This window comes from Nonomuraea sp. NPDC049784 (genome assembly GCF_040659615.1).
Classification (GTDB): domain Bacteria; phylum Actinomycetota; class Actinomycetes; order Streptosporangiales; family Streptosporangiaceae; genus Nonomuraea.
The window spans coordinates 1-22007 of record NZ_JBFAMX010000071.1; the positions used below are offsets into that span (position 1 = coordinate 1).

The window sequence follows — 22007 nt, forward strand, 5'->3', positions numbered from 1 at the left end:
CGCCGCGGCGCAGTTGGCTGAGCGAGCGTAGCTGAGCAGGACGGTCGTCGCCGTCGAGCCGCCATCGGATCACTCTGGGGTCGAATACGTGCCATGCGCTGGGCGGTGCCACGATGACGCCGACGCGCCGGCGGCTGGTCACCAGGCCCATCGACTCCAAGACGCGGATGGCCTCGCGGATCACCGTGCGGGACACGCGGAACCGGACCTCGAGGTCCTCGATCCGCAGGACATGGCCTGGCGCGACATCCCCCGAGGTGACCAGCAGGCCGAGCTTGTCGAGCACACTCCCGTGCAAGCTCAGATTGGTCACATCTTCCGCTGCCACGAGACCTGATCCTCGCACGGTTCCGGCCGCTCGGCACACGTACCGAGTAAAAGGTATGATTTATACCGCGTTACCACTTGATTAAGGATGATTAATCATGCGACTCTGTCGCAAGAGCCGACGCCCGCGAGAGGTCATCGCCATGCCCCAGACCGAATCCCCTGACCGCCACGACGGCAGTGGTCCCGGCGCCCATCACGTCACGGGCCCGCAGATCGTTGTCATGGGCGTCACCGGATCCGGAAAGACCACCATGGGGGCGGCGCTGAGCGAGCGTCTGCGGGTTCCGTTCGCCGACGCCGACGACTTCCACCCGCCCGCCAACATCGCCAAGATGTCGGCCGGCATCCCGCTCGACGACGTCGACCGCCGTCCCTGGCTTCAGGCCATTGGCGCCTGGCTCGCCGCCCATGCCGCCACGGGCGGTGTCGTCGGGTGCTCTGCCCTCCGCCGCGCCTATCGCGACATCCTGCGCCGGTCCGCCCCCGCGATCACGTTCGTCCACCTGGCCGGCAGGCCCGAGGTCATTCGGGGGCGCGTTGCCGCACGCCCCGGACACTTCATGCCCGCCTCCCTCGTTGACTCCCAGTTCCAGACCCTCGAACCCCTCGAACCCGATGAGCACGGCATCGTGCTGGACCTCACCAAGCCGGTGGACCAGCTCATCGACGACTACCTCACTGCCGTCCGCCAACGTTGAAAGCCTCGTGGCTCGGCGCCCATAGCCGACGCCATCTCCAGCTTCACCAAGGGCTTCGGCAGCACGGCGGCCGGCGTCGGCATCCTCATCGCGCTGGGCGCGATGTTCGGCAAGCTCCTGGCGGACTCAGGCGGAGCCGACGAGATCGTGGACATCGTCGGCCGCTCCAGCCCCCGTACGCTGCCGTGGGCCATGGGCGTCGTGGGCGCCGGCAAGCTCGTCGCCGACTGGGTGCAGAACAGCGGCCTGTCGGTGCTGCTCCTGGCCTGGCTGATCGCCGTCCTGATCCGGCTCGCCACCGGCTCGGCGACCGTCGCCACGGTCACCGCCTCCGGCATCCTGGCCCTGCTGGTCACCACCCTCGGCACCGGCCAAACCGCACTGCTGGTGCTCGCCATAGGCGCTGGATCGCTGTTCTTCTCCCACGTCAACGATGCCGGCTTCTGGCTCGTCAAGGAGTACTTCGGGCTGTCCGTCGGGCAGACCATCAAGACCTGGTCGCTGATGGAGACCGTACTGTCGGTCGCCGGCCTTGCCTTCACTCTGGCGCTGAGCCTGTTCCTCTAGATCTGTCAAGTGCGCTGCGTTATTGCAGTACAAATACGACAATTATTGTATCTTTGGACATATTTGTAGATACATGTCAATATCTCTTTAAATGCCTATGTTCTGGCTACGATGAAGGCTGCCGCCTGCGCTAGGGTTCCACCCACCCCCTGCTCCAAAGGAGATCCGCAATGCGGTTCGGCGCGTTAAGGCATGGTGCTCTGGTCGGTCTTGTGGCGACCCTCGTCATCACGGGGTGCTCCGGCCCAGGCGACCAGTCATCAAGCACCGCCTCTTCCGGAATGAAGACCGACCTGCTGATCGGCCAGTACCCCGGCGCGGATTCCGCACCGCTGTTCATCGCCATGGAACGTGGCTTCTTCAAGGAGGAGGGCCTCAATGTCAAGCAGGAGGCCATTCAGGCTCCTCAGCAGGTCCTCGGCAAACTGTCCAACGGCGCCATGGACATCGTCCTAGGCAGTTATGCGACCATCCTGACGATCCAGGAGGCCGGCACCGAGAAGTTCAAGTACATCGCTGACTCCTATCAGGGAGCCACGGGTGCGTTCGGTGTGATGGTGAAAAAGGATTCCCCCGTCAAGCAGGTCTCCGACCTGAAAGGCAAGAAGATCGGCGTGAACGCCCTGGCCGGTCTCGGGACCCTCACCATGAGCCCCCACTTCAAGCTCGCCGGTCTCGATCCCAAGGCGGACTTCCAATACGTCGAGGTGCCGACGACCAACTGGCTTTCGGCGCTCGACAAGGGGGACGTGGACGCTGTCTGGATGACGGACCCGTACGTCAGCCAGGCCAAGAATCAGCTCGGCGCGACCATGCTCCTCGACACGATGTCCGGTCCGACCGAGGGTCTGCCGATCACGGGTTGGGCCGCCACGGAGAAGTGGGTGCAGAAGAACCCCAAGTCGCTGGCCGCCTTCCAGCGGGCCATGGCCAAGGCGCAGAACATCGCGGCCACTGACCGCAGCGCGGTGACGAAAGTTCTCCCGACCTACACCAAGATCCCGCCGGAGACGGCCGCCACGATCAACCTGGGGGCCTACCCCACCTCGCTCAGCGCCCAGCGCATCCAGAGGGTCGCCGACCTCATGTACGAGGCGGGCATGCTCAAGCAGAAGGTGAATGCGGCTTCCATGATCTACTCCAAAGGATGACGGGCACGGTCCCCAGGGAGACGCGCGAACGGGTCCGGCTCGCCCGCACCAAGCTGATGAAGTTCACCCGCCACACTGTTGGCGTGGCGGGTTTTCTGCTGGTGTGGCAGATCCTCGGAATGTCGGGCCTGTTCAGATGGCTGCCGCCGGCAACAGCCACTTTGGTGCGGACTGTCACGCTGGCCTTTGACCCGGCCTTCCTCGATGACCTGCGAGGCACGCTCACGGCCGCGATCATCGGGCTGCCGCTCGCCGTCCTGGTCGCCGTACCGATCGGCCTGCTCCTGGGAACGGTCCCGGCAGCGGAGGAGGCCACCCGGGTGTTCGTGGAGTTCCTGCGGCCCATCCCTTCGGTGGCGCTGATCCCGCTGGCCCTGTTCTTCTTCCAACCCGAGCTCAACGCCAAGGTGGCGCTCATAGTCTTCGCTGCTTCCTGGCCCATCCTGATCAACACCATCTACGGCGTGCAGGACGTGGACCCGGTCAGCGAGGAGACGCTGCGCTCCTTCGGCTTCGGACGAGGCGCGATCATCTGGTGGGTGTCCCTGCCCAGCGCCGCGCCCTTCATCGCGACGGGCGTGCGACTGGCCGCCTCCATCACGCTCATCCTGGCGATCAGCGTGGAGTACTTCGTCGGAGGTTCGAGCGGCATAGGCAGCTTTCTCATCGAGGCGAGCACGGGCATCGGCGCCGATGCGATGATCGACGTGATCGCGGCCCTCCTGTGGGCCGGGGTGATCGGACTCGTCGTCAACACCGTTCTCGTGCGCACCGAACGACGACTGTTCAGGTGGCGAACGACATGATCCGCACCATTGTCAAGCGGCTGTGGCTGGTTCCTGTCGTGTTGATCGGCTGGGAGTTGCTCGCGCGGTCCCTTGGCAATCCATACCTCCCGACGCCGACCGTGATCGTGACCCGCACGTACGACATGTGGTTCTCCGGGCCGTACATCCTCACCGAAGAGGCAGTCGACAATTTCGTCCCCAGCCTGGTCAGGGTGGTCGGAGCCTGGTGCGTGGCCGTGATCGTGGGAGTGGCGCTCGGTGTCGCACTCGGCAGGAGCGCCGGGCTGGCCGACTACGTCGAGCCGCTGATCGAGTTCGGCCGGGCGGTGCCGCCGCCTGCCATGCTCCCGGTCTTTCTCATGCTGTTCCAGATGGGTACACAGGTGCAGGTCGCGACGATCGTCTTCGGCATCGTATGGCCGATCCTGCTCAACTCCATCGACGGCGCGCGCAACCTCGACAATCTGCAGATCGAGACGGCCGTTGTCTTCGGTGTGTCCGCACGTCTGCGGCTCACCCGGATCATCCTGCCCGGGGCCTCGCCGAAGATCTTCGCAGGCCTGCGCCTGAGCGTTTCGCTCGCGCTGATCCTGATGGTCATTTCAGAGCTCAAGGGCAGCACCGAAGGGATCGGCTACCTCCTCAACCTGGCCGGCAACAACGCCGACATGCCGGCCATCTGGGCCGGCGTCCTGATTCTCGGCGTGCTCGGCTTCACCTTCAACTCCTTGTTCCTCATGGTGGAGCGGCGCGTGCTCAGCTGGCACCGCGACGCGCACCACATCGCTTAGGAGGCGTCCCCTCTGTGACCGAGACGTTGCTGAAGAACGTGAAGGTCGTCACCCACGATCGGGATGAGCCCGTCGGCGCGGACATCGCCATCGCCGACGGTCGCATCGTCCGAGTCGAGCCCGGGCTTTCCACGGACGGCGAGGTGATCGACGGTGGTGGCAAGCTCGCCTTCCCGGGGGTCGTGGACGCCCATCAGCATTGGGGGATCTACAACCCCCTGCCCGAGGACACCGAGTCGGAGAGCCGGGCCGGCGCCCAAGGAGGCGTCACGACGGCGCTCACGTACATGCGGACCGGGATGTACTACCTCAACAGAGGCGGCTCTTACGAGGAGTTCTTCCCGGAGGTGCTCAAGCAGTCCGAGGGCAGAGCGTACATCGACTACGGATTTCATCTGGCGCCCATGTCGAGCGGGCACATCGACGAGTTACCCGCGCTGGTCGAGCGGTTCGGGGTGCCATCGTTCAAGATCTTCATGTTCTACGGCGGGCACGGGCTGCACGGGCGCTCCGACGACCAGCGCTCCTTCCTCATGCTGCCCGAGGGGGAGCGCTACGACTACGCGCACTTCGAGTTCGTGATGCGCGGAGTGCAGGCCGCCAGGGAACGCCTGCCCGAGCTGGCCGGCGAGATCTCGTTGTCGCTGCACTGCGAGACAGCTGAGATCATGACCGCCTACACCAAGCTCGTCGAGGAGGCCGGTCAGCTGGACGGGCTGGCCGCCTACAGCGCCTCTCGTCCCCCGCACTCCGAAGGGCTGGCGGTCTTCATCGCCTCCTACCTCGCCCACGAGACGGGACTGACCAACGTCAACCTGCTGCACTTGTCCTCTCGCAAGGCCATGGACGCCGCTGTACGCATGGCGGCGACCTTCCCGCACATCGATTTCCGGCGCGAGGTCACGATCGGCCACCTGCTCGCCGACGTGGACACGGCCGCCGGCATCGGGGGCAAGGTGAACCCGCCGATCAGGCCGCGTGAAGATGTCGAGGCCCTGTGGGAGTACGTGCTGGACGGCACCGTGGACTGGGTCGTCAGCGACCACGCCTGCTGCCGAGAGGAGGCCAAGTTCGGCACTCCACGGGGGAACGTCTTCCTGGCGAAATCCGGCTTCGGCGGCGCCGAATACCTGCTGCCCGGCTTGGTCACCGAGGGCCGCCGCAGAGGCCTGCCGTATGGCCGGATCGCCGCGCTGACCTCCTGGAACCCCGCCAAGCGGTTCGGCCTGCGCACCAAGGGCGTGATCGCCCCCGGTTTCGACGCCGACATCTGCCTGGTCGACCCCGAGCGAACATGGACGGTGCGCGCGCAGAACTCGGAGTCGAGACAGGAATACACGCCGTTCGAGGGCTTCGAGATGACCGCCAGAGTGACGGACACGTTCGTGCGCGGCAGCCATGTGCTGAACAACGGCAAGATCGTGGGCCCTCCGGTGGGCCGTTACCTGCCCCGGCCGGCGTGAGCACATGCGCCGGCGCGGCGGCCCATGGCCGCCGCGCCGAAGGGTCGGTGTTCAGGGTGTTCGGAGGTCAGCTCGCGCTGCAGGAGACCGTCGGCCAGGTCGTGTTGCCGTTGTGCTGGATCGTCACGCCCCAGTTGTTGCCGTTGCCGTTGGGTGTGGCGGTCAGCACCTGGGCGCTGGGATAGCTGGCGTTGATGTTCCACGTAGCGATGATCTTCGCTGGCGACGGCACGTTCATCGTCACGGTCCAGTTGCTCGAGCCGCTGACCGAGACGTTGAGGTTGTACCGGTCACTCCACTGCTGACCCGCGGACAGCGTCGCGGTGCAGCCGCCGCCGGGGTTGCCGCCGCCGGAGGACGAGCCGCCCACCGTTATGTTGGAGTTCCCGCTGCTCTGATATCCCTCTGTCGCGAGAATCTGGTAGTCGTGGCTGCCCAGGCTCATTCCATAACGGGCCCATGCGTCAAAGTGGTTGCCGGTGGTTATGGTTCCGCCGGTTTTCTTCGACTGCCGGACACTCCAGTACTGGTTGAAAGTCCTGGTGCCTTCGATGGAGGGGGCGTTGTATCGCGTCGTCTGGTAGATGTCGTACGTGCCGCCATCGCTGGTGACCGTGCCCTTGTACGTTCCCGTGGGCCGGTAAGTGCCCCAGTTGTCGACGATGTAATACTCCACGAGTGGGTTTCTCGTCCATCCGTAGAGAGCCAGATAGGCATTGCCGGACGGATTGAAGCTGCCTGAGTAGGTCACGGCCCTGCGCCCGCCGGGATTCCAGCCTTTGCCGGCGACGAAATTCCCGGTGTTGCTCCATGAGGTGCTGTAATTGCCGCCGGACCCCAGATTCATGGAGACCGACCCGGGACTGTCGGTCCAGAACGAATAGAAGTAGCCGTTGTTGGTGCCTGTCTGGTTGGAGGTTATGGCCGCGTTGGCGATGCCGGGCATCATCGTTGTGGCCGCGGCCAGCGCTACGACGCAGGCACGGATGATGATGCGCCTGATGCGGCCGCGTCTGCGACTCTTCGGGTGGGCGGGGGCGTCGTTCATGTGCGTGTTACCTCCTCGTGAAGGCTGGCGGGAGGCCAGGCAGCGTGATACGACCCGGCGGGGCTGTCGATGGCCGGGGGTCTGTAGGGAAACTATCGGTGCAGTGCCGAAAGTATCGGCTCGACTCTGTCGAGCTGTCAACGACTCGTGTCATGAGCGGTTGATCGGAAAGGCATCACGCCTGGTCGTGGCCCCGATCAAGCCCCAGATGTGTCGATGAAAATTTCAAGAAGCTTCCGAAACTTGCGTCCTACAAGGCGATGAGGTGGACCAGCACGGATTCGTCGGGGAACAGAGGTGGTACGGCGATGCCCGAGACGGCCAGCGCCGAGCCGGGCAGGACGAAGTCGCCGCTCATCCAGGCCGGGGCCGTCCCGTGCGCGGTCACGGGCATGAGCGGACGCACCGAGTAGACGGCCGCCGGGTCGAGGCCGGGCAGCCGGACGCGGCCCGGTGGCCAGGTGGATGGGCGGTCCAGCATGGCGATCTCATAGATGGCCTCGGTGGCGCCGGGGGCGACCACACCATGGGCCTGCACACTCTCGGGGACGTCGTCGACGCGGACCATGGCGCCGGTATGGAGCAGGTGGCGGTGCCGTTTGTGCAGGGTGATCCAGGCGGCCAGGTCGTCGAGTTCGCCGTCGGTGAGCGTGGCGAGATCCCATTCGATCCCGTAGTGGCCGAAGAACGCGGTCGCGGCGCGGAAGGGCAGATCGTGCCGGCGGCCGGTGGTGTGGGAGCGGCTGGCGCCGATGTGGCTGCCGATCAGCTCGGGCGGCAGCAGTTGCCCGGTCCAGCGCATGATCTGCCGGCGTTCGGCCGGGTCGATGCAGTCGCTGGCCCAGACGCGGTCGGTGCGTTCCAGGATGCCGAGGTCCACGCGGCCCCCGCCGCCTGAGCACGACTCGATCTCCAGGCGCGGATGTTCGGCCCGGATCTCGTCGAGCAGCCGGTAGACGGCGTGGGTCTGGGCATGGACGGAGGCCCGGCCGGCCCGGATCGCAGATCCGGCGTCCACGAGGTCGCGGTTGTGGTCCCATTTGATGAAGTCGAGGTCGTACTCGCCGATCAGGACGAGCAGCCGTTCCTTGATGTAGGCGTGGGCCTCGGGGTTGGTCAGGTCCAGGACCTGCTGGTGCCTGGCGGGTGGTGGCAGGCGGTCGCCGGTCCGCAGGACCCAGTCGGGCTGGGCACGGGCCAGGTCGGAGTCCGGGCTGATCATCTCGGGTTCGAGCCAGAGCCCGAACTGCATGCCGAGCTCCTTGACCCGTTTGACCAGCGGATGCAGCCCGTCGGGCCAGACGTCCAGGTCGACGTACCAGTCCCCGAGCCCGGACGTGTCGTCGCGGCGGCCCTTGAACCAGCCGTCGTCGAGCACGAACCGTTCGACCCCGACCCGGGCGGCGCGGTCGGCGAGGTCGAGCAGGCGGTCCAGGTCGTGGTCGAAGTAGACGGCTTCCCAGGTGTTGAGCACGACGGGCCGGGCTGAGGAGGGGTGGGAGTCGCGGGCGCGCAGGTGGTCGTGGAAGCGGCGGGCCGCCTGGTCGAGGCCGCGGCCGTAGGTGGCGTAGAGCCACGGGGTCCGATAGGTCTCGCCGGGCGGCAGGATGATCTCGCCGGGCAGGAGCAGTTCGCCGCCGCCCAGCATGGTGCGGCCGGTGGAGGTGCGTTCGGCGTAGTGACGGTGGTTGCCGCTGAAGCCGACGTGCAGGCCCCATGCCTCGCCGCGCTGGAAGCCGAGGTCGGCGGTGCCCGCGAGCAGGACGGTGGCGGCGTCGGCGCCGGTCCGGCCGCGGCGGTTCTCGCGCAGGTGGGTGCCGACGGTGAGGGGGCGCCGCTGGGGGATGCGTTCCTTGGCCCACCGTCCGGCCTGGTCGAGCAGGTCGGTGGGCGTGCCGCCGACGGGGAAGGCGAGGTTGAGCGCGTCCAGGGTGTAGGGCAGCTCGTGCTGGTTGCGCAGGTCCGCCCGTGCGCGGAGGAGGCCCGAGCGGTCGAGCTCGAGGATGATCGTGAGGGTGAGGCGGGCATGCTCGTCCCGGGCGGTGGCGGTGAGGGTCTGGCCGGTCTGCTGATAGGTGACGCCGGTGAAAGCAGGCGACCAGTTCTGTCCCTGGTGGTGGCCGGACAGCCCGGGCATGCCCATCCAGCCGGTACGGGCCTCCGGCACCAGCGGAGTCCGTACGGGCACGTCGACAGTGGTGTCCGGCCGGGGGCGGAGCTCGGCCGCGAGGTGAGCCAGCGCCTCGTCGTCGAGGACGCCCAGGTCCGGCCCCCAGTGCAGGATTGCGGGCAGGGCGTCGGACGGGCACTCGATGACCACGGACACACCGGCGGCTCTGAAGTGCAGGATCTGCATGAACGGCTTTCTGTGAGGCGGAGCGGAGGTCGTGACGCGGCGTCAGCCCTTCAACCCTCCGCTGAGCAGGTCGAGTCGCCAGAAACGCTGCAGGAACAGCAGCAGGGCGATGAGCGGGATCACCGACACGGCGGCGCCCATGATGGCGATGCCGTACAGGGTGGGCTGGCCCGAGCTCCTGCTGAGCAGGGTGTACAGGCCCACGGTGATCGGGAACTTGGTCTGGTCCGACAGCATGATGTACGGCAGCAGGAAGTTGTTCCAGGTCCCGACGAACTGCAGCAGGAAGATCGTCACCATGCCGGGGATCATCATGGGCAGCCCGATCGAGCCGAGGATGCGATACTCGCTCGCCCCGTCGATCCTGGCCGCCTCCATCGTCGCGTCCGGGACGGACGACAGGGCGTACACGCGGGCCAGGTAGATGCCGAACGGCGAGATGAGGCCCGGCAGCAGGACCGACCAGTAGCCGCCCACCAGGTCGATCTCGGACATGATCAGGTATTGCGGGATGGCCAGCGTGATGCCGGGTACGAGGACGCCGGCCAGGATGGCGTAGAACAGGATGCTGCGGCCGCGGAACTCGTACTTGGCCAGGGCGTACCCGGCCAGCGTCGAGATCAGGGTCGAGACCGCGGAGCCGGCGACCGCGTACAGGACGCTGTTGGCCGTCCAGCGCAGGTAGAGGCCGTTCCCGTAGGCGAACAGGTCGCGCAGGTTGTCGAGCAGGCCCGTTCCTGGGGCGAAGGTGAACGTCGAGAACAGTTCGCCGCTCGACTTGGTCGAGGCCACGAGCACCCAGGCGACGGGCACTAGGCAGTAGATCGAGCCGATGAGCAGGACGAGGGTGGGAAGGATCTGGGCGCGCCGGTGCGGGAGCACGTGGCCGGTGGCACTCACTGTATGCCTCCGAAGGCGCGCTTCTGGGTGACCTTCAGGAGCACGACCGAGACCACGAGGGTGCCCGCGGCCAGCAGGACGGAGGCGGCCGAGGCCAGCGGCAGGTCGTCGCGGATGAAGGCGTTGCGGTAGATGTGCATCAAGGGCACCCAGTCCTGAGAGATCTCCGTGGTCATCGGTCTCACGGTGGTCGGCTCGCTGTACACCTGCAGTGTTCCGATCAGCGCGAACAGTCCGGTGAGCACGAGTGCGGGCGCCACCAGCGGGATCTTGATCCGCCAGGCGATCTGCCATTCGGAGGCTCCGTCGATGCGTGCCGCGTCGTACAGCGTCGAGGGGATGCCACGCAGCGACGTGAAGATGATGATCATGTTGAAGCCGACGCCGCCCCACACCGCGATGTTGGCCAGCGACGGATAGATGCCGCCCGCTCCCAGGAACGGGATCGCACCCAGCCCCAGCTCCCGGGTGAGGTAGCTGAACGGGCTGGTCGAGGGCAGGTACATGAAGCCCCACAGCAGCGAGGCCGTCACGCCCGGGACGGCGTACGGGATGAAGATCGCTGTGCGTGAGAACCTCCTGGCCCGCGAACCGGCGTGGTCGAGGAGCAGCGCGAAGAGGAGCGCCAGCCCGAGCGTGAGCGGCACGCTGATCAGGCCGTAGAGGGCGAGCCTGCCGAAGCCGGCGAAGAACTCGGGGTCGGTGAGTGTCTTCAGGTAGTTGTCGAGTCCGACGAAGACCTCCTCGCGTGTGCCGAAGATGCCCTTGCCGGTCAGCCGCAGGCCGCGTGCGCTGAGGTAGATCGCGTAGCCGATGGGGATCGCCAGAAAGGCCAGGAAGAAGAGGACAGCGGGCGCGACGAACAGGTACGGCGCCCGGGATCCGCGGCCCTCTCTGGTCGTGGCGGTCATGGACCCGCGACCTTGAAGCCGGTGGTCTTCATGTCCTCCACCACGAGGTTGTGCGTCTTCTGCAGCGCGTCTCTCAGCGGCGTGCGGTTCTTGATCGCGGCGGAGACGGCGTCCTGGTACGCGCTCTTGGCGGTGTTGACGTTCGGACCCCAGCTGATGTGCGGGATCGTGTGCTGGGCCGCCTTGGTGGCGATGTCCCAGTAGTCCTTCTGGTTCGCCGTCAGCTTGGGCGGGGGACTGGTGCTCGCGGCCTGCTGACCGGCCAGCGACGCCGGGTACTCGCCGAGCTCGATCTGGACGTCGTACGCCGTCTTGTTGGTGTTCATCCACTTGGCGAACGTGGCCGCGGCTTCGGGGTGCTTGGAGGACTTGGTGACGGTCAACGCGGAGCCGCCCTGGAAGGCCACCCGGTCGTCGCCCGCCTTCCACTGGGGGAGAGGTGCGATGGCCCAGTCACCCGCCTGCTTCTCCGCGATTCCGTACAGCACGCCCGGCGCCCACAGGGCGCTCGGCCAGGTGAGGATCTTGCCCTTGTTCAGTTTGTTGTTCCACTCGGGGGTGAGCAGCGGCTCGGCCTTGACGAGATCCTTGTCGATGAGCCCCTGCCAGAAGTCGGCCACCTCAAGGGATGCCTGGTCGGCGATGCCCACCGTCCACGTCTGGTCCTGGACCTTCCACCAGGAGGCGCCGGCCTGCTGGGCCAGCCCGGCGAAGTTGCCGAACTCCGCCGGCGCGAACGTCGCGAGGTAGGACTCCGGGTCCTTCTTGCGCACGTCCGCCGCGACCTTTGCAAAGTCCTGCCAGGTGGCGGGCGGCTCGATCTTCAGCTCCTGGAAACGCTTCTTGTTGTAGACCAGGACCATCGGGCCGACGTCCTGCGGCACTCCGTAGACGGCGCCGTCGAAACTGGTGAGGTCCCACACTTCCGGGCTGAAGGCGTTCTTCACGTCGCCGGTGTAACTGGAGATGTCGGCCAGCGCCCCGGCCACGATCATGGAAGGCAGGGTTTCGTATTCCATGCAGGCGGCGTCGGGGCCGTTGCCGGCCCGGTTCGCCGTCAGCAGCTTGGTCGCCGTGTCCGTGCCACCGCCCACGTCGGTGTGTTTGACCTGGATGTTCGGGTGGGCCTTGTTGAACGCCTCGACCTTGGCCTTCTGGGGCGCGCCCCAGCACCAGAACTCCAGCGTGACCGGCCCGGCGTCAGCCGCCGGCGTGCCGGTGCTCCCGGGCGTGCCCGACGAGCAGGCCGCCAGGACGGCGGCCGTGCCGAGCGCGGCGATGGAGCCGCCGAGCCTCGTGATACGCATCCGTGCCTCCTTCATGCGAAGCAAGCTGGCTTCGCAACAAAGCCAACTTAGAGACAAGGTGAGAGTAATGTCACTACGTATCTGCACTTTTCAGGGATTTGGTGGTGAAGGTGCAGTTACGCGGCGGACATGGTAGTTTCGCCGCAAAGCCAACAGGGGGCGCTGGTGGGGGTTGAGACCGGGAGCTGGTCCGGCATGTGGGACGACCTGCCCGAAGCGGCACGCTCCATCGTCAAGGAGCTCATCATCCACGGTCCCGCGTCCAGGACCGCGCTGGCCAGGACGTTGCGCCTGTCGACAGGCAGCCTGACGAGACTGACCAAGCCCATGGTCGACGCCGGGCTCCTCGTCGAAGGCGACGTGGTGCACGACCCGGTCAACGGCCGCCCGACCCGGCCCCTGGACGTGGCCGTAGGCGAGCACCGCTTCTTCGGCGTCAAGCTGACCGCGGACCACGTCCACGCCGTCGTCACCGACCTGCGCGCGGAGATCGTCGCGGCTCGCGACGAGCCGATCTCCGACCACACGCCTGAGGCCGTGTGCCGCCAGGCCAGGCGGCTGCTCGAGGAGCTGTCGGGCGGCGGCAGACCACCCGTCGGCGCCGGTGTCACGCTCGCCGGCGACGCCCGCGCCGCGGTTCAGCTCGGCGGCGAGCGGCTGGTCGACTCAGCTTTCCTCGGCTGGCGGCAGGTGCCGCTCAAGCCACTGCTCGAGCAGGCGCTGGGCGTCCCGTGTGTGGTCAAGAACGACGTGGCGGCGCTGGCCCACCAGCATCACTGGTTCGGGGCGGCCCGCGGGTTGCGTGACTTCGCGCTCGTGTCGATCGGGGCGGGGATCGGCTACGCCCTCGTCGTGCACGATCACCTGGTGACCGCGACCGAGGCGGACCTCGGCATGTTCGCCCACCTGGTGCTGAACGGCGGCGGACCGATGTGCCAGGAAGGCCACCGCGGATGCGCCGCCGCGTACCTGTCCAGCGAGTCGGTCGTGACCGCCGCCGGGCAAGGGCTGCGGCGGCCGGTGACGTACGAGGAGGTGATGCGCCTGGCCGCGGGAGGGGACAAGGTGTGCCTCAGCGTCGTCGGCGAGGCCGCGGCCGCTCTCGGCAGGCTCATCGCGCACATCGCGACGTTCTCCATGGTCAAGAGGGTGATCGTGGCCGGCGAAGGCGTTGAACTGGCCCGCGTCGCGAAGGACGACCTTGACCGGGCCCTCAGCGCGGACCGGCGCGACGTGACGAACTCGGCCGACGTGATCATCGAGGCGGACGACGACTTTCGCGAATGGGCCCGTGGCGGCGCGGTGGTCGCCATCCAGGGCTTCGTCACCGGCAGCGACTAGACATCACCAAGGAGAAAGCGTGTTCTTCGGCGGAGACTACAACCCCGAACAGTGGCCCGAGGACGTCTGGCAGGAGGATGTCGAGCTGATGCGCCAGGCGCGTGTCAATCTCGCCACCGTGGGGGTTTTCTCCTGGTCGCGGCTTGAGCCGTCGGAAGGGGTCTACGAATTCGGATGGCTCGATCGTGTGCTCGACCTGCTGCACGACAACGACATCCAGGTCAACCTGGCGACCCCGACCGCGTCTCCGCCGCCCTGGTTCACTCTGGCCTACCCGGACGCGATGCCGGTGCGTGCCGACGGGGTGCGGCTCGCCCATGGCAGCCGGGACACGTACTGCGTCAACGCTCCCGCGTACCGGGAGGCCTCGCGCCGCATCGTGACGGCGCTCGCCGAGCGGTATGGCGCGCACCCGGCGACGGCCATGTGGCACGTGCACAACGAGTACGGCACGATCTGCCATTGCGATCACTGCGCGGCGGTCTTCCGCGCCTGGCTGCGTGACCGGCACAAGTCCCTCGACGCGCTCAACGACAGGTGGACCACGGCGTTCTGGAGCCAGTACTACTCGTCGTGGGAGCAGATCCTGCCGCCGCGGGCCACCCAGTATCGGGCGAACCCCGCCCAACTGCTGGACTACCGCCGGTTCTGCTCCGACGCGCTGCTCGCCCACTACCGCGAGCAGCGCGACATCCTGCGAGTTCACGGCGACCAGCCGGTGACCACCAACTACGTGATGGCCGGATGGACGCCCCTGGACCACTGGAAATGGTCGGCCGAGGTCGATCTCGTGGCGATCGACCACTACACCGACGAACCCGGCGACGGCGGCCTCGCCCAGATCGCCTTCGCCTCCGACCTCGCCCGCTCCTGGGCGCGCGGGAAGCCGTGGATGCTGATGGAGCAGGGCGTCGCGGCCATGTACACCCCCGAGCGGACACTCACGCTGGAGCCGGGAGAGCACGTCCGGCGCAGCCTCGAGTACGTGTCCCGTGGGGCCGCCGGAGTGCTGCACTTCCAGTGGCGGGCCTCACGCGGCGGGGCGGAGCAGTGGCACCAGGGCATGGTCCCGCACGCGGGCGCCGACAGTCGTGTCTTCCGCGAGGTCACGGAACTGGGCCGGACGCTCAGCACTCTGCCTCCGGCGCGCCCCGCCGAGGCTGCCGGGGTGGCCATCCTCTGGGACGACGAGGCAGGCTGGGCGCTTCAGAACCCCGCCCTGCCCGCCACCGGGCTGGACTTCCGTGCGTCGGTGGAGCAAGCGCACCGGGTGCTGTGGCGGCACGACATCACCGCCGACTTCGTCTACCCTTCCCACGACATTTCACGCTATCGGGCTGTCCTGATGCCGTCCCTCTACCTGATCTCCGACGAGGCTGCCGCCAACCTCGTCGCGTACGTCGAAGGCGGCGGCACCTTGATCGTGTCGTACTTCAGCGGCGTCGTGGATCCCGACACCCGCGTCCGGCTGGGCGGCTATCCCGGCGCCCTGCGCGAGGTCCTCGGTGTCCGCGTCGAGGAGTTCCACCTGCTGACCAGCCCCGTGACGCTGTCCGACGGGACGACCGGCGACTTCTGGAGCGAGGCCGTCCGGTTGACGGGCGCCACGGCGACCGCGACGTACGCCGACGGCCGCCCGGCGGTCACCCGGCATCAGGTGGGATCGGGCACTGCCTGGTACGTCTCGACCAGGCTGGACGCACCCGGCTACGCCAAGCTCCTGGCACAGGCCGGCGTCACCAGGTGACGGGCAGCTCGTGCATGCCGTAGACGCTGGCGTTGTCCTTGAACCCGAGCTGCTCGGCGGGGACGGCCAGCCGCAGGCCGGGGATCCGCCGGAACAGGCTGTTGAAGACGATCTCCAGCTCCACGCGGGCGAGGCTCTGGCCCAGGCACTGGTGCGGGCCGAAGCCGAACGCCAGGTGGCTGCGAGCGTCGCGCTCGATGTCGAACCTGTCGGCGTCCGCGAACACCTCCGGGTCGCGGTTGCCGGCGTTCGCCAGCGTGAGCACGCCTTCTCCCGCAGGGATGACCGTGCCGCCGAGCTCCACATCCTCGATGGCCACGCGCATGATGGCGAACTCGGCGATGGTGAAGTGCCGCAGGAGTTCCTCGACCGCGCCCGGCGTCTTGCCCGGGTCCTCGCGCAGCGCGGCGAGCGAGTCGGGGTGCTGCAGCAGCATGTACGTGCCCAGCGAGATCATGTTGGCCGTGGTCTCGTGCCCGGCGATCAGCAGCAGGAACGCCAGGCTGAGCAGTGCGCCATGGTCCACCCCGCCGCTCTCACGCTGCTTGAGCACCTGGCGGCCGAGCAGGTCGTCGGTGGGGTCCTCCTCCTTGGCCCTGATCAGCTTGTCCAGGTAAATGGCCAGTTCAAGGGACGCGTGCTGCCGTTCCTGCGCCGTGATGGTGCGGTTGAGCAACTGCGCGGAGTGCGTCTGGAAGAAGTCGTGCTCGTCGTATGGCACGCCGAGCAACTCGCAGATCACCAGTGAGGGCACCGGCAGGGCCAGCGCCCGCACCAGGTCGACCGGGCGCGGGCCGTCCAGCATGGCGTCGAGGTGCTCGTCCACGATCTGCTGGATGCGCGGCCGCAGTGCCGCCATGCGCCTGACGGTGAACTCCCCGATCACGGCGCGACGCGCCTGACCGTGCTCGGGCGGGTCCATCTCCAGCATCATCTTGGGCAGCGGCGACTGGCCCGGCCCCATCTCGCCGTTCAGCCTGGGGGCGTTGGGATGGCGGCGGTCGGCGGTGAAGCGCGGGTCGCTCAGGACCGTGCGGATGTCCTGATAACGGGCGGCGACCCAGGCGGACGAACCCCCCGGCAGCGTGACCTTGGTGACGGGCTGCTCACGCAGGAAGCGAAGGTGCTGCTCGGGCGGAGCGTACGGGCAGGTGCGGGTGATCTGGAGCGTCTCAGCGGAGTCAGCGGTCACGATTGTCCCCAATCAGCATGCCATTCCAACTTCCCTACATCCGTAGGCTAACCTACAGATGTAGGCCACAGTACACTGAGGCGTGGCCTTCCCCAGAGACAGAGACAGCGAACTGACCGACCCGCGGGTGCGCCGCACACAGGCGGCCCTGCAACGCACGCTGATCGACCTCGTCCAGGGCCGCGACCTGTCCCGAATCAGCGTCGCCGATGTCGCCGAACGCGCCGGGGTGAGCCGCTCCACGTTCTACGACCACTACCGTGACGTGCACGAACTGGCCGAGGCCGCCTGCACCGCGATGATCGACGACCTGATCGAAGCCATACCCGACCCCGGCACCGGGGACACCTCGCACGCGACCCCCGACACCCTGCTGACCTTCTTCGCCCACCTCGACGAGCACGCCGGCCTTTACCGCAGCGTGCTCGGACCCCAGGGGAGCGCGCGCGTCATCGACCACGTACGCCGCCGCGCCACCGTCGCGGCCTACCTCGGCGCGCGCCGGGCCGCCACCGGCGACGACGCCCCATCGCCCACCGACTACACGGTCCACGTTCCGCACGACGTGCCCGCCGCGTTCACCGCGGGAGCGCTCATCGGGGTCGCCACCGACTGGCTTCAGCACGGATGCCCGCGCTCGCCCGCCGAGATGGCCGCCCTGACCCGGCCGCTGCTGATGACTCTTTACCGCGAAGACGACCGGCTCTCTCCGGCGAACGCGGACCCTCAGTGCTCATAGACCACCAATGAACACCCGCTAATCACAGACGAAGCAGAACTCGTTGCCTTCCGGGTCGGCCATGACCTGGAAGGAGCCCTGATCGTCGGTCACCGTCTCGCCGATCCGCGTGGCACCCAGCCGCAGCGCGCGGTCAGTGGCCGAATCGATGACGTCGACCTCGATGTCCAGATGCAGCCGGTTCTTTATGGCCTTGTCCTCGGCGACCGGTTGGAACGCCAGTCGTACGCTCCCGGGCGGTTCGACGTGCGACCAGCCTCGGGCGCGATGCACCGGGTCGCCACCGAGCAGAGCAGCCCAGAAGCGAACCAGCCTCTGCGGATCCCGGCAATCCACCACGATCTGATTTACACGCCCGTGCATGATGGCCAGGGTACTGATCGGGCCACGGTGCGGCGCGCGCCCCGCCCCGGCGACCGCCCGGCCATAAGAGTGTCCGGAAATCTGCTGCTAGCGACCGATATTAAGGTGTCTGTGGTAGTAGTTGCCTCTTGATGTTCCCGAGTCATCGGAGGAAATTGTGGCGTCCCTCAGCCGACGCAGGCTGTTCCAGGCGAGCGCTGGTATGGTGCCCGTCCTCGCCCTGGGCGCTCGGCCAGCGGAGGCCGCATCGGCCGCGCTCGTCATCACGGGTATCGTCCCGTCGCAGCTCGCCGGGTTCGACGCGGCGGTGAAGAAGTACATCCAGGAGCGCAACATCACGTGCGCGCAGCTTGCGGTGGCCCGGAAGGGGAAGATCCTGCTGGCCCGCGGCTACGGGACGTACACCCGGAACGGGGTCGCGACCAAGGTGCAGCCGACCTCGCTGTTCCGGATCGCCAGCCTGAGCAAGAGCCTCACCGGGGCGGCCATCGCGCGGCTGGCCCAGGACGGCAAGCTGACTCTGGGCACCCCCGTCACCAAGCTGCTCGGGCTGTCCGCCACGGCCGACCCCCGGCTGGCGAACGTGACCCTGTGGCGGCTGCTCCAGCACACCGGCGGCTGGGACAGGGACGCGTCGCTCGACCCGCTCTGGTCCGACTATGCGATCTCGGCCGCGCTCGATGCGCCGCTGCCGATCGGCCACGACGACATCATGGAGTTCACCACCGGGCGCAAGCTCGACTTCGCGCCCGGCTCGCGTTACGCCTACAGCAACTATGGCTACATGCTGCTCGGCCGGATCATCGCGAAGGTGTCGGGGCAGAGCTATGAGTCGTACATCCAGCAGAAGCTGCTCGCGCCACTGAAGATCACCCGGCCCCGGCTCGGCCGCAGCCTGGCCGCCCAGGCCTTCCCGGGCGAAGTGACGTACGAGTCGAAGTACACCCGCAAGACGGTCCTCGGCGGGGACGGCACCACCGTGCCTTTCCCCTACGGCGGCTTCAACATGGCCAACCAGGACGCCAACGGTGGATGGCTGGCCTCGGCCGTCGACCTGGTCAAGTGGGGCTTCATGTTCGACGCCGCGGGGCCGGTGCTCAACTCCACGTCGCTGTCCCGGGTGTTCGCCAAGCCGGAGACGGGGGTGACCTCGGGCGGGTCGTGGTACGGCTTCGGCTGGAACGTGCGCAACAACAACGTCGGTGGGCTCAACACCTGGCACAACGGCTCGATGCCCGGGACGTTCAGCTTCCTCGCACGGGTCCAGAACGGCGTCAGCTACTGCGCCATCTTCAACCGCAGGGCCGAGGAGGGCACCCCCGAGTTCGACTCGATCGACCCGGTGCTCGGCAAGGCCATCGGCACCGTGACCAGCTGGCCGACGACCGACCTGACGCCCAGGTACTTCTGACGCAAGACCCCGATCCCGCGCTCCGGGGCACGGGATCGGGGGTTCCGCTCATTCACGGCTGACGATGATCGGTTCGGCCGGTATCAAGACCGGCCGCCGGAGGGAAATCCGTCGCCGCCCCTTGAACTGCGGGAGTGATCCGCCACGGGTTCGATCGGCGTCAGTCTTGCTCAGGACTCATAACGGCGCCAACTTGCACATCCCGACCTCCACGGCCCGGGGTGGCCAGAAAAATCGCTCGCTCCGCTGTGCACGCTGCGGCACCATGGCCACGGCGGCGTCGGCATTCGGGAGGGCGGATGGCTGTGCTCGGATCAGTCGGGGACTCCGGAGATGGTCCATCTGTACGAAGGTCGGCGGTTCTGCTGGCACTGCGCTACTACTGCGGTGAGCTGACGCGCCAGTGGCGGGTCACGGTGCCCGCGCTGACGCTGCCGGCGATGGGGAACATCTGCCTGTTCTACCTGGCGCCGCTGGCGGTGGCCGGGCTTGTGGGGCATCTGTCCGGTGGCGGGGACGGCTCCATCGACGCGCTACTGCCCTACGTGCTCGGCTTCGGCGCGCTGCTGCTGGCGGGCGAGGCGCTGTGGCGGGTGGGACTGCACTTCCTGAACCGTATGGACGCCCGGGGCATCGAGCGGCTCAGCGTGGTGGGCATGGACGAGCTGCTGGCCAAGGACGCCGCGTTCTTCCATGACAACTTCGCCGGTTCGCTGACCAAACGGGTGCTGGGGTTCTCCGGCAGGTTCGAGGAGTTCGCCGACACGCTCACGTTCTCGATCATGGCGAAGGTGGTGCCGCTGGTCTTCGCTTCGGTGGTGCTGTGGCAGTATGACCCGCTGCTGGTCCTTGTTCTCGTGGGCCTCATCATCGTCACCGGCTTTCTCGTCGCCCCGCTCGTTCGCCGCCGCCAACGGCTGGTCGACCAACGCGAGGCCGCCAAGGTGCTGGTGTCGGGCCACGTCGCCGATGTGCTCTCCAACATGGAGACCGTCCGGGCGTTCGCCGCCGAGGACCGCGAAGCCACCGAACACCGGGCCAGGATCGCCGAGCAGCAGAGGCTGACGCTCCGTTCCTGGGATTACGGCAACCTCCGGGTGGACACCGTTGTCGCCCCGATATCGGTCCTCACCAGTGCCGTGGGCCTGCTCCTTGCCGTGGCGCTCCGAGGCGGCCTGGGCGTGGAGGCCATCGTGGTGACGTTCACCTACTACTCGAACACGATCAGCATCATGTTCGAGTTCAACCAGATATACCGGCGCATGGAGAGCACGCTCACCGAAGCGGCCCAGTTCACCGAACTGCTCCTCGTACCGGCGACCGTGGTCGATCCGGCCGACCCGCAGCCGCTGCGCCCGGCGGACGCAGGCGTCCGCTTCGAGCTGGTGAGGTTCGCGCACACCGAGGGCCCGCCCCTGTTCGAGGGCCTGGACCTGGACATCCCCAGCGGCACCAAGATCGGGCTGGTCGGCCGGTCCGGAGGCGGCAAGACCACCCTCACCCGGCTGTTGCTGCGCCTCATGGACATCGACGGAGGCCGGATCCTCATAGGTGGCCAGGACATCACCCGGCTACGCCAATCCGACCTGCGCAGCCTGATCGCCTATGTCCCTCAGGAGCCCGCCATGTTCCACCGGTCGGTGCGTGACAACATCGCGTTCGCCAGGCCGGGTGCGACCGATGCCGAGATCCTCCAAGCCGCGCAGGCGGCGCATGTCACGGAGTTCGCCGAGTCTCTGCCGGACGGATTCGACACCCTGGTCGGCGAGCGCGGCGTCAAACTCTCCGGCGGCCAGCGGCAACGCGTCGCCCTCGCCCGCGCCATCCTGCGCGACGCCCCGATCCTGCTGCTGGACGAGGCGACCAGTGCCCTCGACTCGGAGAGTGAAATCCTCGTCCAGGAAGCCTTGTGGCACTTGATGCGGGACCGTACCGCGCTCGTGGTCGCCCACCGTCTGAGCACCGTCGTCCGCATGGATCAGCTTGTCGTACTCGACCAGGGACGCATCGTGGAGCAGGGCACCCACAGCGAGCTGCTCCAGAGCGAAGGTTCCTACGCCCGGCTCTGGCATCACCAATCCGGTGGCTTCCTGGTCCAGGACGACAGCCCGGACGCGCTCCATCGTTGACCGGCACCCCAGTCGTGAAATGACCACCTGGGGCACGAAAGACCGCGGAAGGCCGACCATGGAGCGATGGGTGCAGTCGTGCCGCCGCGACCACCAGGACCGATCCTCTCGGACGACCGCCGCCGCGTCGCGCTCACGCTGACCCGCGGGGGCGGGCAGGTGAACGGCGCCTGGTTCGATCCCGATGACGGGATCATGGCCCCGTTCGGAATCGTGGCGCAGGTGAATTCGAGCTGGCAGGCGGAGCACCCGTCAAAGCCGGTTCGCTACGTCGGCAGCGGGGACGCCGGCGGCACCGTCTCCGCGTTCCGGATCGACCGGGCGACCGGCGTTCTTGACCTGATCGGCCAGGTGACGACGGACAGCTCGGGCACGCCCGGCGGCTTGTCCTATATCGGCGGTCAGAGCCTGTCCACCGACTCACCCGAATACACCGGCACCAAGAGCGCGGCCGAGCTGGGAATGAGCCGCGACGGCCGCTTCGTATACACCTCGAATCGAGGTGAGAACACCATTGTCGTCTTCGCGGCCGGCTGGAGAACGGGCCGGCTCACGCTCGTCCAGCGCATTCCCTGCGGCGGCGTGTCGCCGTGGAGTTTCTCGATTCACCGCGGCAGCAGGTGGATGCTCGTGGCGAATCAGGTGAGCAGCACCGTCAACCCGTTCAGCATCGATCCGCGGTCCGGGAAGCTGACGGACACCGGGAAATCCATGCCGATTCCGAACCCGGACTGCATAACGTTCGGTTAGGCCTGCGTGCAGGATCTCCGCGGTG

The 22007-nt window shown here is 67.4% G+C and carries 20 protein-coding genes; 12 read left to right on the plus strand and 8 right to left on the minus strand.

The annotated features are described in order from the left end of the window. Nucleotides 1-328: GntR family transcriptional regulator (locus tag AB0J09_RS17695; protein ID WP_360691474.1), on the minus strand; the 328-nt coding region annotated here is incomplete at its 3' end. A 142-nt stretch (nucleotides 329-470) separates the two neighbouring features. Between AB0J09_RS17695 and AB0J09_RS17700 the strand changes: the two genes are divergently transcribed. From AB0J09_RS17700 to AB0J09_RS17725, 6 genes are all read left to right on the plus strand, one after another. Then, on the plus strand, nucleotides 471-1028 hold the full coding sequence (locus AB0J09_RS17700) for a gluconokinase (RefSeq protein WP_360691477.1): 558 nt from the start codon (nucleotides 471-473) through the stop codon (nucleotides 1026-1028). Nucleotides 1029-1049: 21 nt separating this feature from the next. Next, a complete protein-coding gene (locus AB0J09_RS17705) occupies nucleotides 1050-1595 on the plus strand; it encodes a hypothetical protein (RefSeq protein WP_360691548.1) in 546 nt (181 codons plus the stop codon). A 281-nt stretch (nucleotides 1596-1876) separates the two neighbouring features. Continuing rightward, nucleotides 1877-2746, plus strand: coding sequence for an ABC transporter substrate-binding protein (locus AB0J09_RS17710; RefSeq protein ID WP_360691480.1), 870 nt, complete (start codon nucleotides 1877-1879; stop codon nucleotides 2744-2746). After that, nucleotides 2743-3552 (plus strand): ABC transporter permease, encoded by an 810-nt coding sequence (locus AB0J09_RS17715; RefSeq protein WP_360691483.1) that lies wholly within the window; start codon nucleotides 2743-2745, stop codon nucleotides 3550-3552. Before AB0J09_RS17710 ends, AB0J09_RS17715 begins: the two co-directional genes overlap by 4 nt. Then, nucleotides 3549-4325, plus strand: coding sequence for an ABC transporter permease (locus AB0J09_RS17720; RefSeq protein WP_360691486.1), 777 nt, complete (start codon nucleotides 3549-3551; stop codon nucleotides 4323-4325). The genes AB0J09_RS17715 and AB0J09_RS17720 overlap by 4 nt, the downstream gene beginning before the upstream one ends. A 14-nt stretch (nucleotides 4326-4339) precedes the next feature. Continuing rightward, the gene (locus AB0J09_RS17725) at nucleotides 4340-5788 is read left to right on the plus strand and encodes a dihydroorotase family protein (protein ID WP_360691489.1); all 1449 of its coding nucleotides are present in this window, start codon (nucleotides 4340-4342) and stop codon (nucleotides 5786-5788) included. A gap of 67 nt (nucleotides 5789-5855) precedes the next feature. Here AB0J09_RS17725 and AB0J09_RS17730 read toward each other — a convergent pair whose 3' ends face one another. The 5 genes from AB0J09_RS17730 to AB0J09_RS17750 all read right to left on the minus strand — a co-directional run bounded on the left by AB0J09_RS17730 (nucleotide 5856) and on the right by AB0J09_RS17750 (nucleotide 12310). Continuing rightward, nucleotides 5856-6836: a glycoside hydrolase family 11 protein gene (locus AB0J09_RS17730; protein WP_360691492.1), complete on the minus strand. Its 981-nt coding sequence runs from the start codon at nucleotides 6834-6836 to the stop codon at nucleotides 5856-5858. Between the two features lie 250 nt (nucleotides 6837-7086). Beyond that, entirely contained in the window at nucleotides 7087-9192 is a 2106-nt protein-coding gene (locus AB0J09_RS17735; RefSeq protein WP_360691495.1) for an alpha-galactosidase, read from the minus strand. A 42-nt stretch (nucleotides 9193-9234) separates the two neighbouring features. After that, nucleotides 9235-10092: a carbohydrate ABC transporter permease gene (locus tag AB0J09_RS17740; RefSeq protein WP_360691498.1), complete on the minus strand. Its 858-nt coding sequence runs from the start codon at nucleotides 10090-10092 to the stop codon at nucleotides 9235-9237. After that, nucleotides 10089-11003, minus strand: coding sequence for a sugar ABC transporter permease (locus tag AB0J09_RS17745; RefSeq protein ID WP_360691501.1), 915 nt, complete (start codon nucleotides 11001-11003; stop codon nucleotides 10089-10091). The genes AB0J09_RS17740 and AB0J09_RS17745 overlap by 4 nt, the downstream gene beginning before the upstream one ends. Further along, nucleotides 11000-12310 carry a sugar ABC transporter substrate-binding protein gene (locus AB0J09_RS17750; protein ID WP_360691504.1) on the minus strand — a complete coding sequence of 437 codons (1311 nt, stop codon included), beginning with the start codon at nucleotides 12308-12310 and terminating at the stop codon, nucleotides 11000-11002. The genes AB0J09_RS17745 and AB0J09_RS17750 overlap by 4 nt, the downstream gene beginning before the upstream one ends. Before the next feature lie 165 nt (nucleotides 12311-12475). Between AB0J09_RS17750 and AB0J09_RS17755 the strand changes: the two genes are divergently transcribed. Both AB0J09_RS17755 and AB0J09_RS17760 read left to right on the plus strand, forming a co-directional pair. Beyond that, nucleotides 12476-13651 (plus strand): ROK family transcriptional regulator, encoded by a 1176-nt coding sequence (locus AB0J09_RS17755; protein WP_360691507.1) that lies wholly within the window; start codon nucleotides 12476-12478, stop codon nucleotides 13649-13651. 19 nt (nucleotides 13652-13670) lie between these two features. Further along, on the plus strand, nucleotides 13671-15398 hold the full coding sequence (locus AB0J09_RS17760; protein WP_360691510.1) for a beta-galactosidase: 1728 nt from the start codon (nucleotides 13671-13673) through the stop codon (nucleotides 15396-15398). On the opposite strand, the gene AB0J09_RS17765 is transcribed toward AB0J09_RS17760, so the two are convergent. After that, on the minus strand, nucleotides 15388-16590 hold the full coding sequence (locus tag AB0J09_RS17765; protein WP_360691513.1) for a cytochrome P450: 1203 nt from the start codon (nucleotides 16588-16590) through the stop codon (nucleotides 15388-15390). The two genes, AB0J09_RS17760 and AB0J09_RS17765, sit on opposite strands and share 11 nt — an antisense overlap. A gap of 82 nt (nucleotides 16591-16672) precedes the next feature. Here AB0J09_RS17765 and AB0J09_RS17770 point away from each other — a divergent pair, with 82 nt between their 5' ends. Continuing rightward, nucleotides 16673-17329 (plus strand): TetR/AcrR family transcriptional regulator, encoded by a 657-nt coding sequence (locus tag AB0J09_RS17770; protein ID WP_360691516.1) that lies wholly within the window; start codon nucleotides 16673-16675, stop codon nucleotides 17327-17329. Nucleotides 17330-17347: 18 nt separating this feature from the next. On the opposite strand, the gene AB0J09_RS17775 is transcribed toward AB0J09_RS17770, so the two are convergent. Next, on the minus strand, nucleotides 17348-17692 hold the full coding sequence (locus tag AB0J09_RS17775) for a VOC family protein (protein ID WP_360691519.1): 345 nt from the start codon (nucleotides 17690-17692) through the stop codon (nucleotides 17348-17350). 157 nt (nucleotides 17693-17849) lie between these two features. Here AB0J09_RS17775 and AB0J09_RS17780 point away from each other — a divergent pair, with 157 nt between their 5' ends. The 3 genes from AB0J09_RS17780 to AB0J09_RS17790 all read left to right on the plus strand — a co-directional run bounded on the left by AB0J09_RS17780 (nucleotide 17850) and on the right by AB0J09_RS17790 (nucleotide 21982). After that, nucleotides 17850-19103 carry a serine hydrolase domain-containing protein gene (locus AB0J09_RS17780; RefSeq protein WP_360691522.1) on the plus strand — a complete coding sequence of 418 codons (1254 nt, stop codon included), beginning with the start codon at nucleotides 17850-17852 and terminating at the stop codon, nucleotides 19101-19103. 299 nt (nucleotides 19104-19402) lie between these two features. Further along, nucleotides 19403-21232, plus strand: a complete 1830-nt coding sequence (locus AB0J09_RS17785) for an ABC transporter ATP-binding protein (protein ID WP_360691525.1) — start codon at nucleotides 19403-19405, stop codon at nucleotides 21230-21232. A 159-nt stretch (nucleotides 21233-21391) separates the two neighbouring features. Then, nucleotides 21392-21982: a beta-propeller fold lactonase family protein gene (locus AB0J09_RS17790; RefSeq protein ID WP_360691527.1), complete on the plus strand. Its 591-nt coding sequence runs from the start codon at nucleotides 21392-21394 to the stop codon at nucleotides 21980-21982. Nucleotides 21983-22007: the final 25 nt, after the last annotated feature.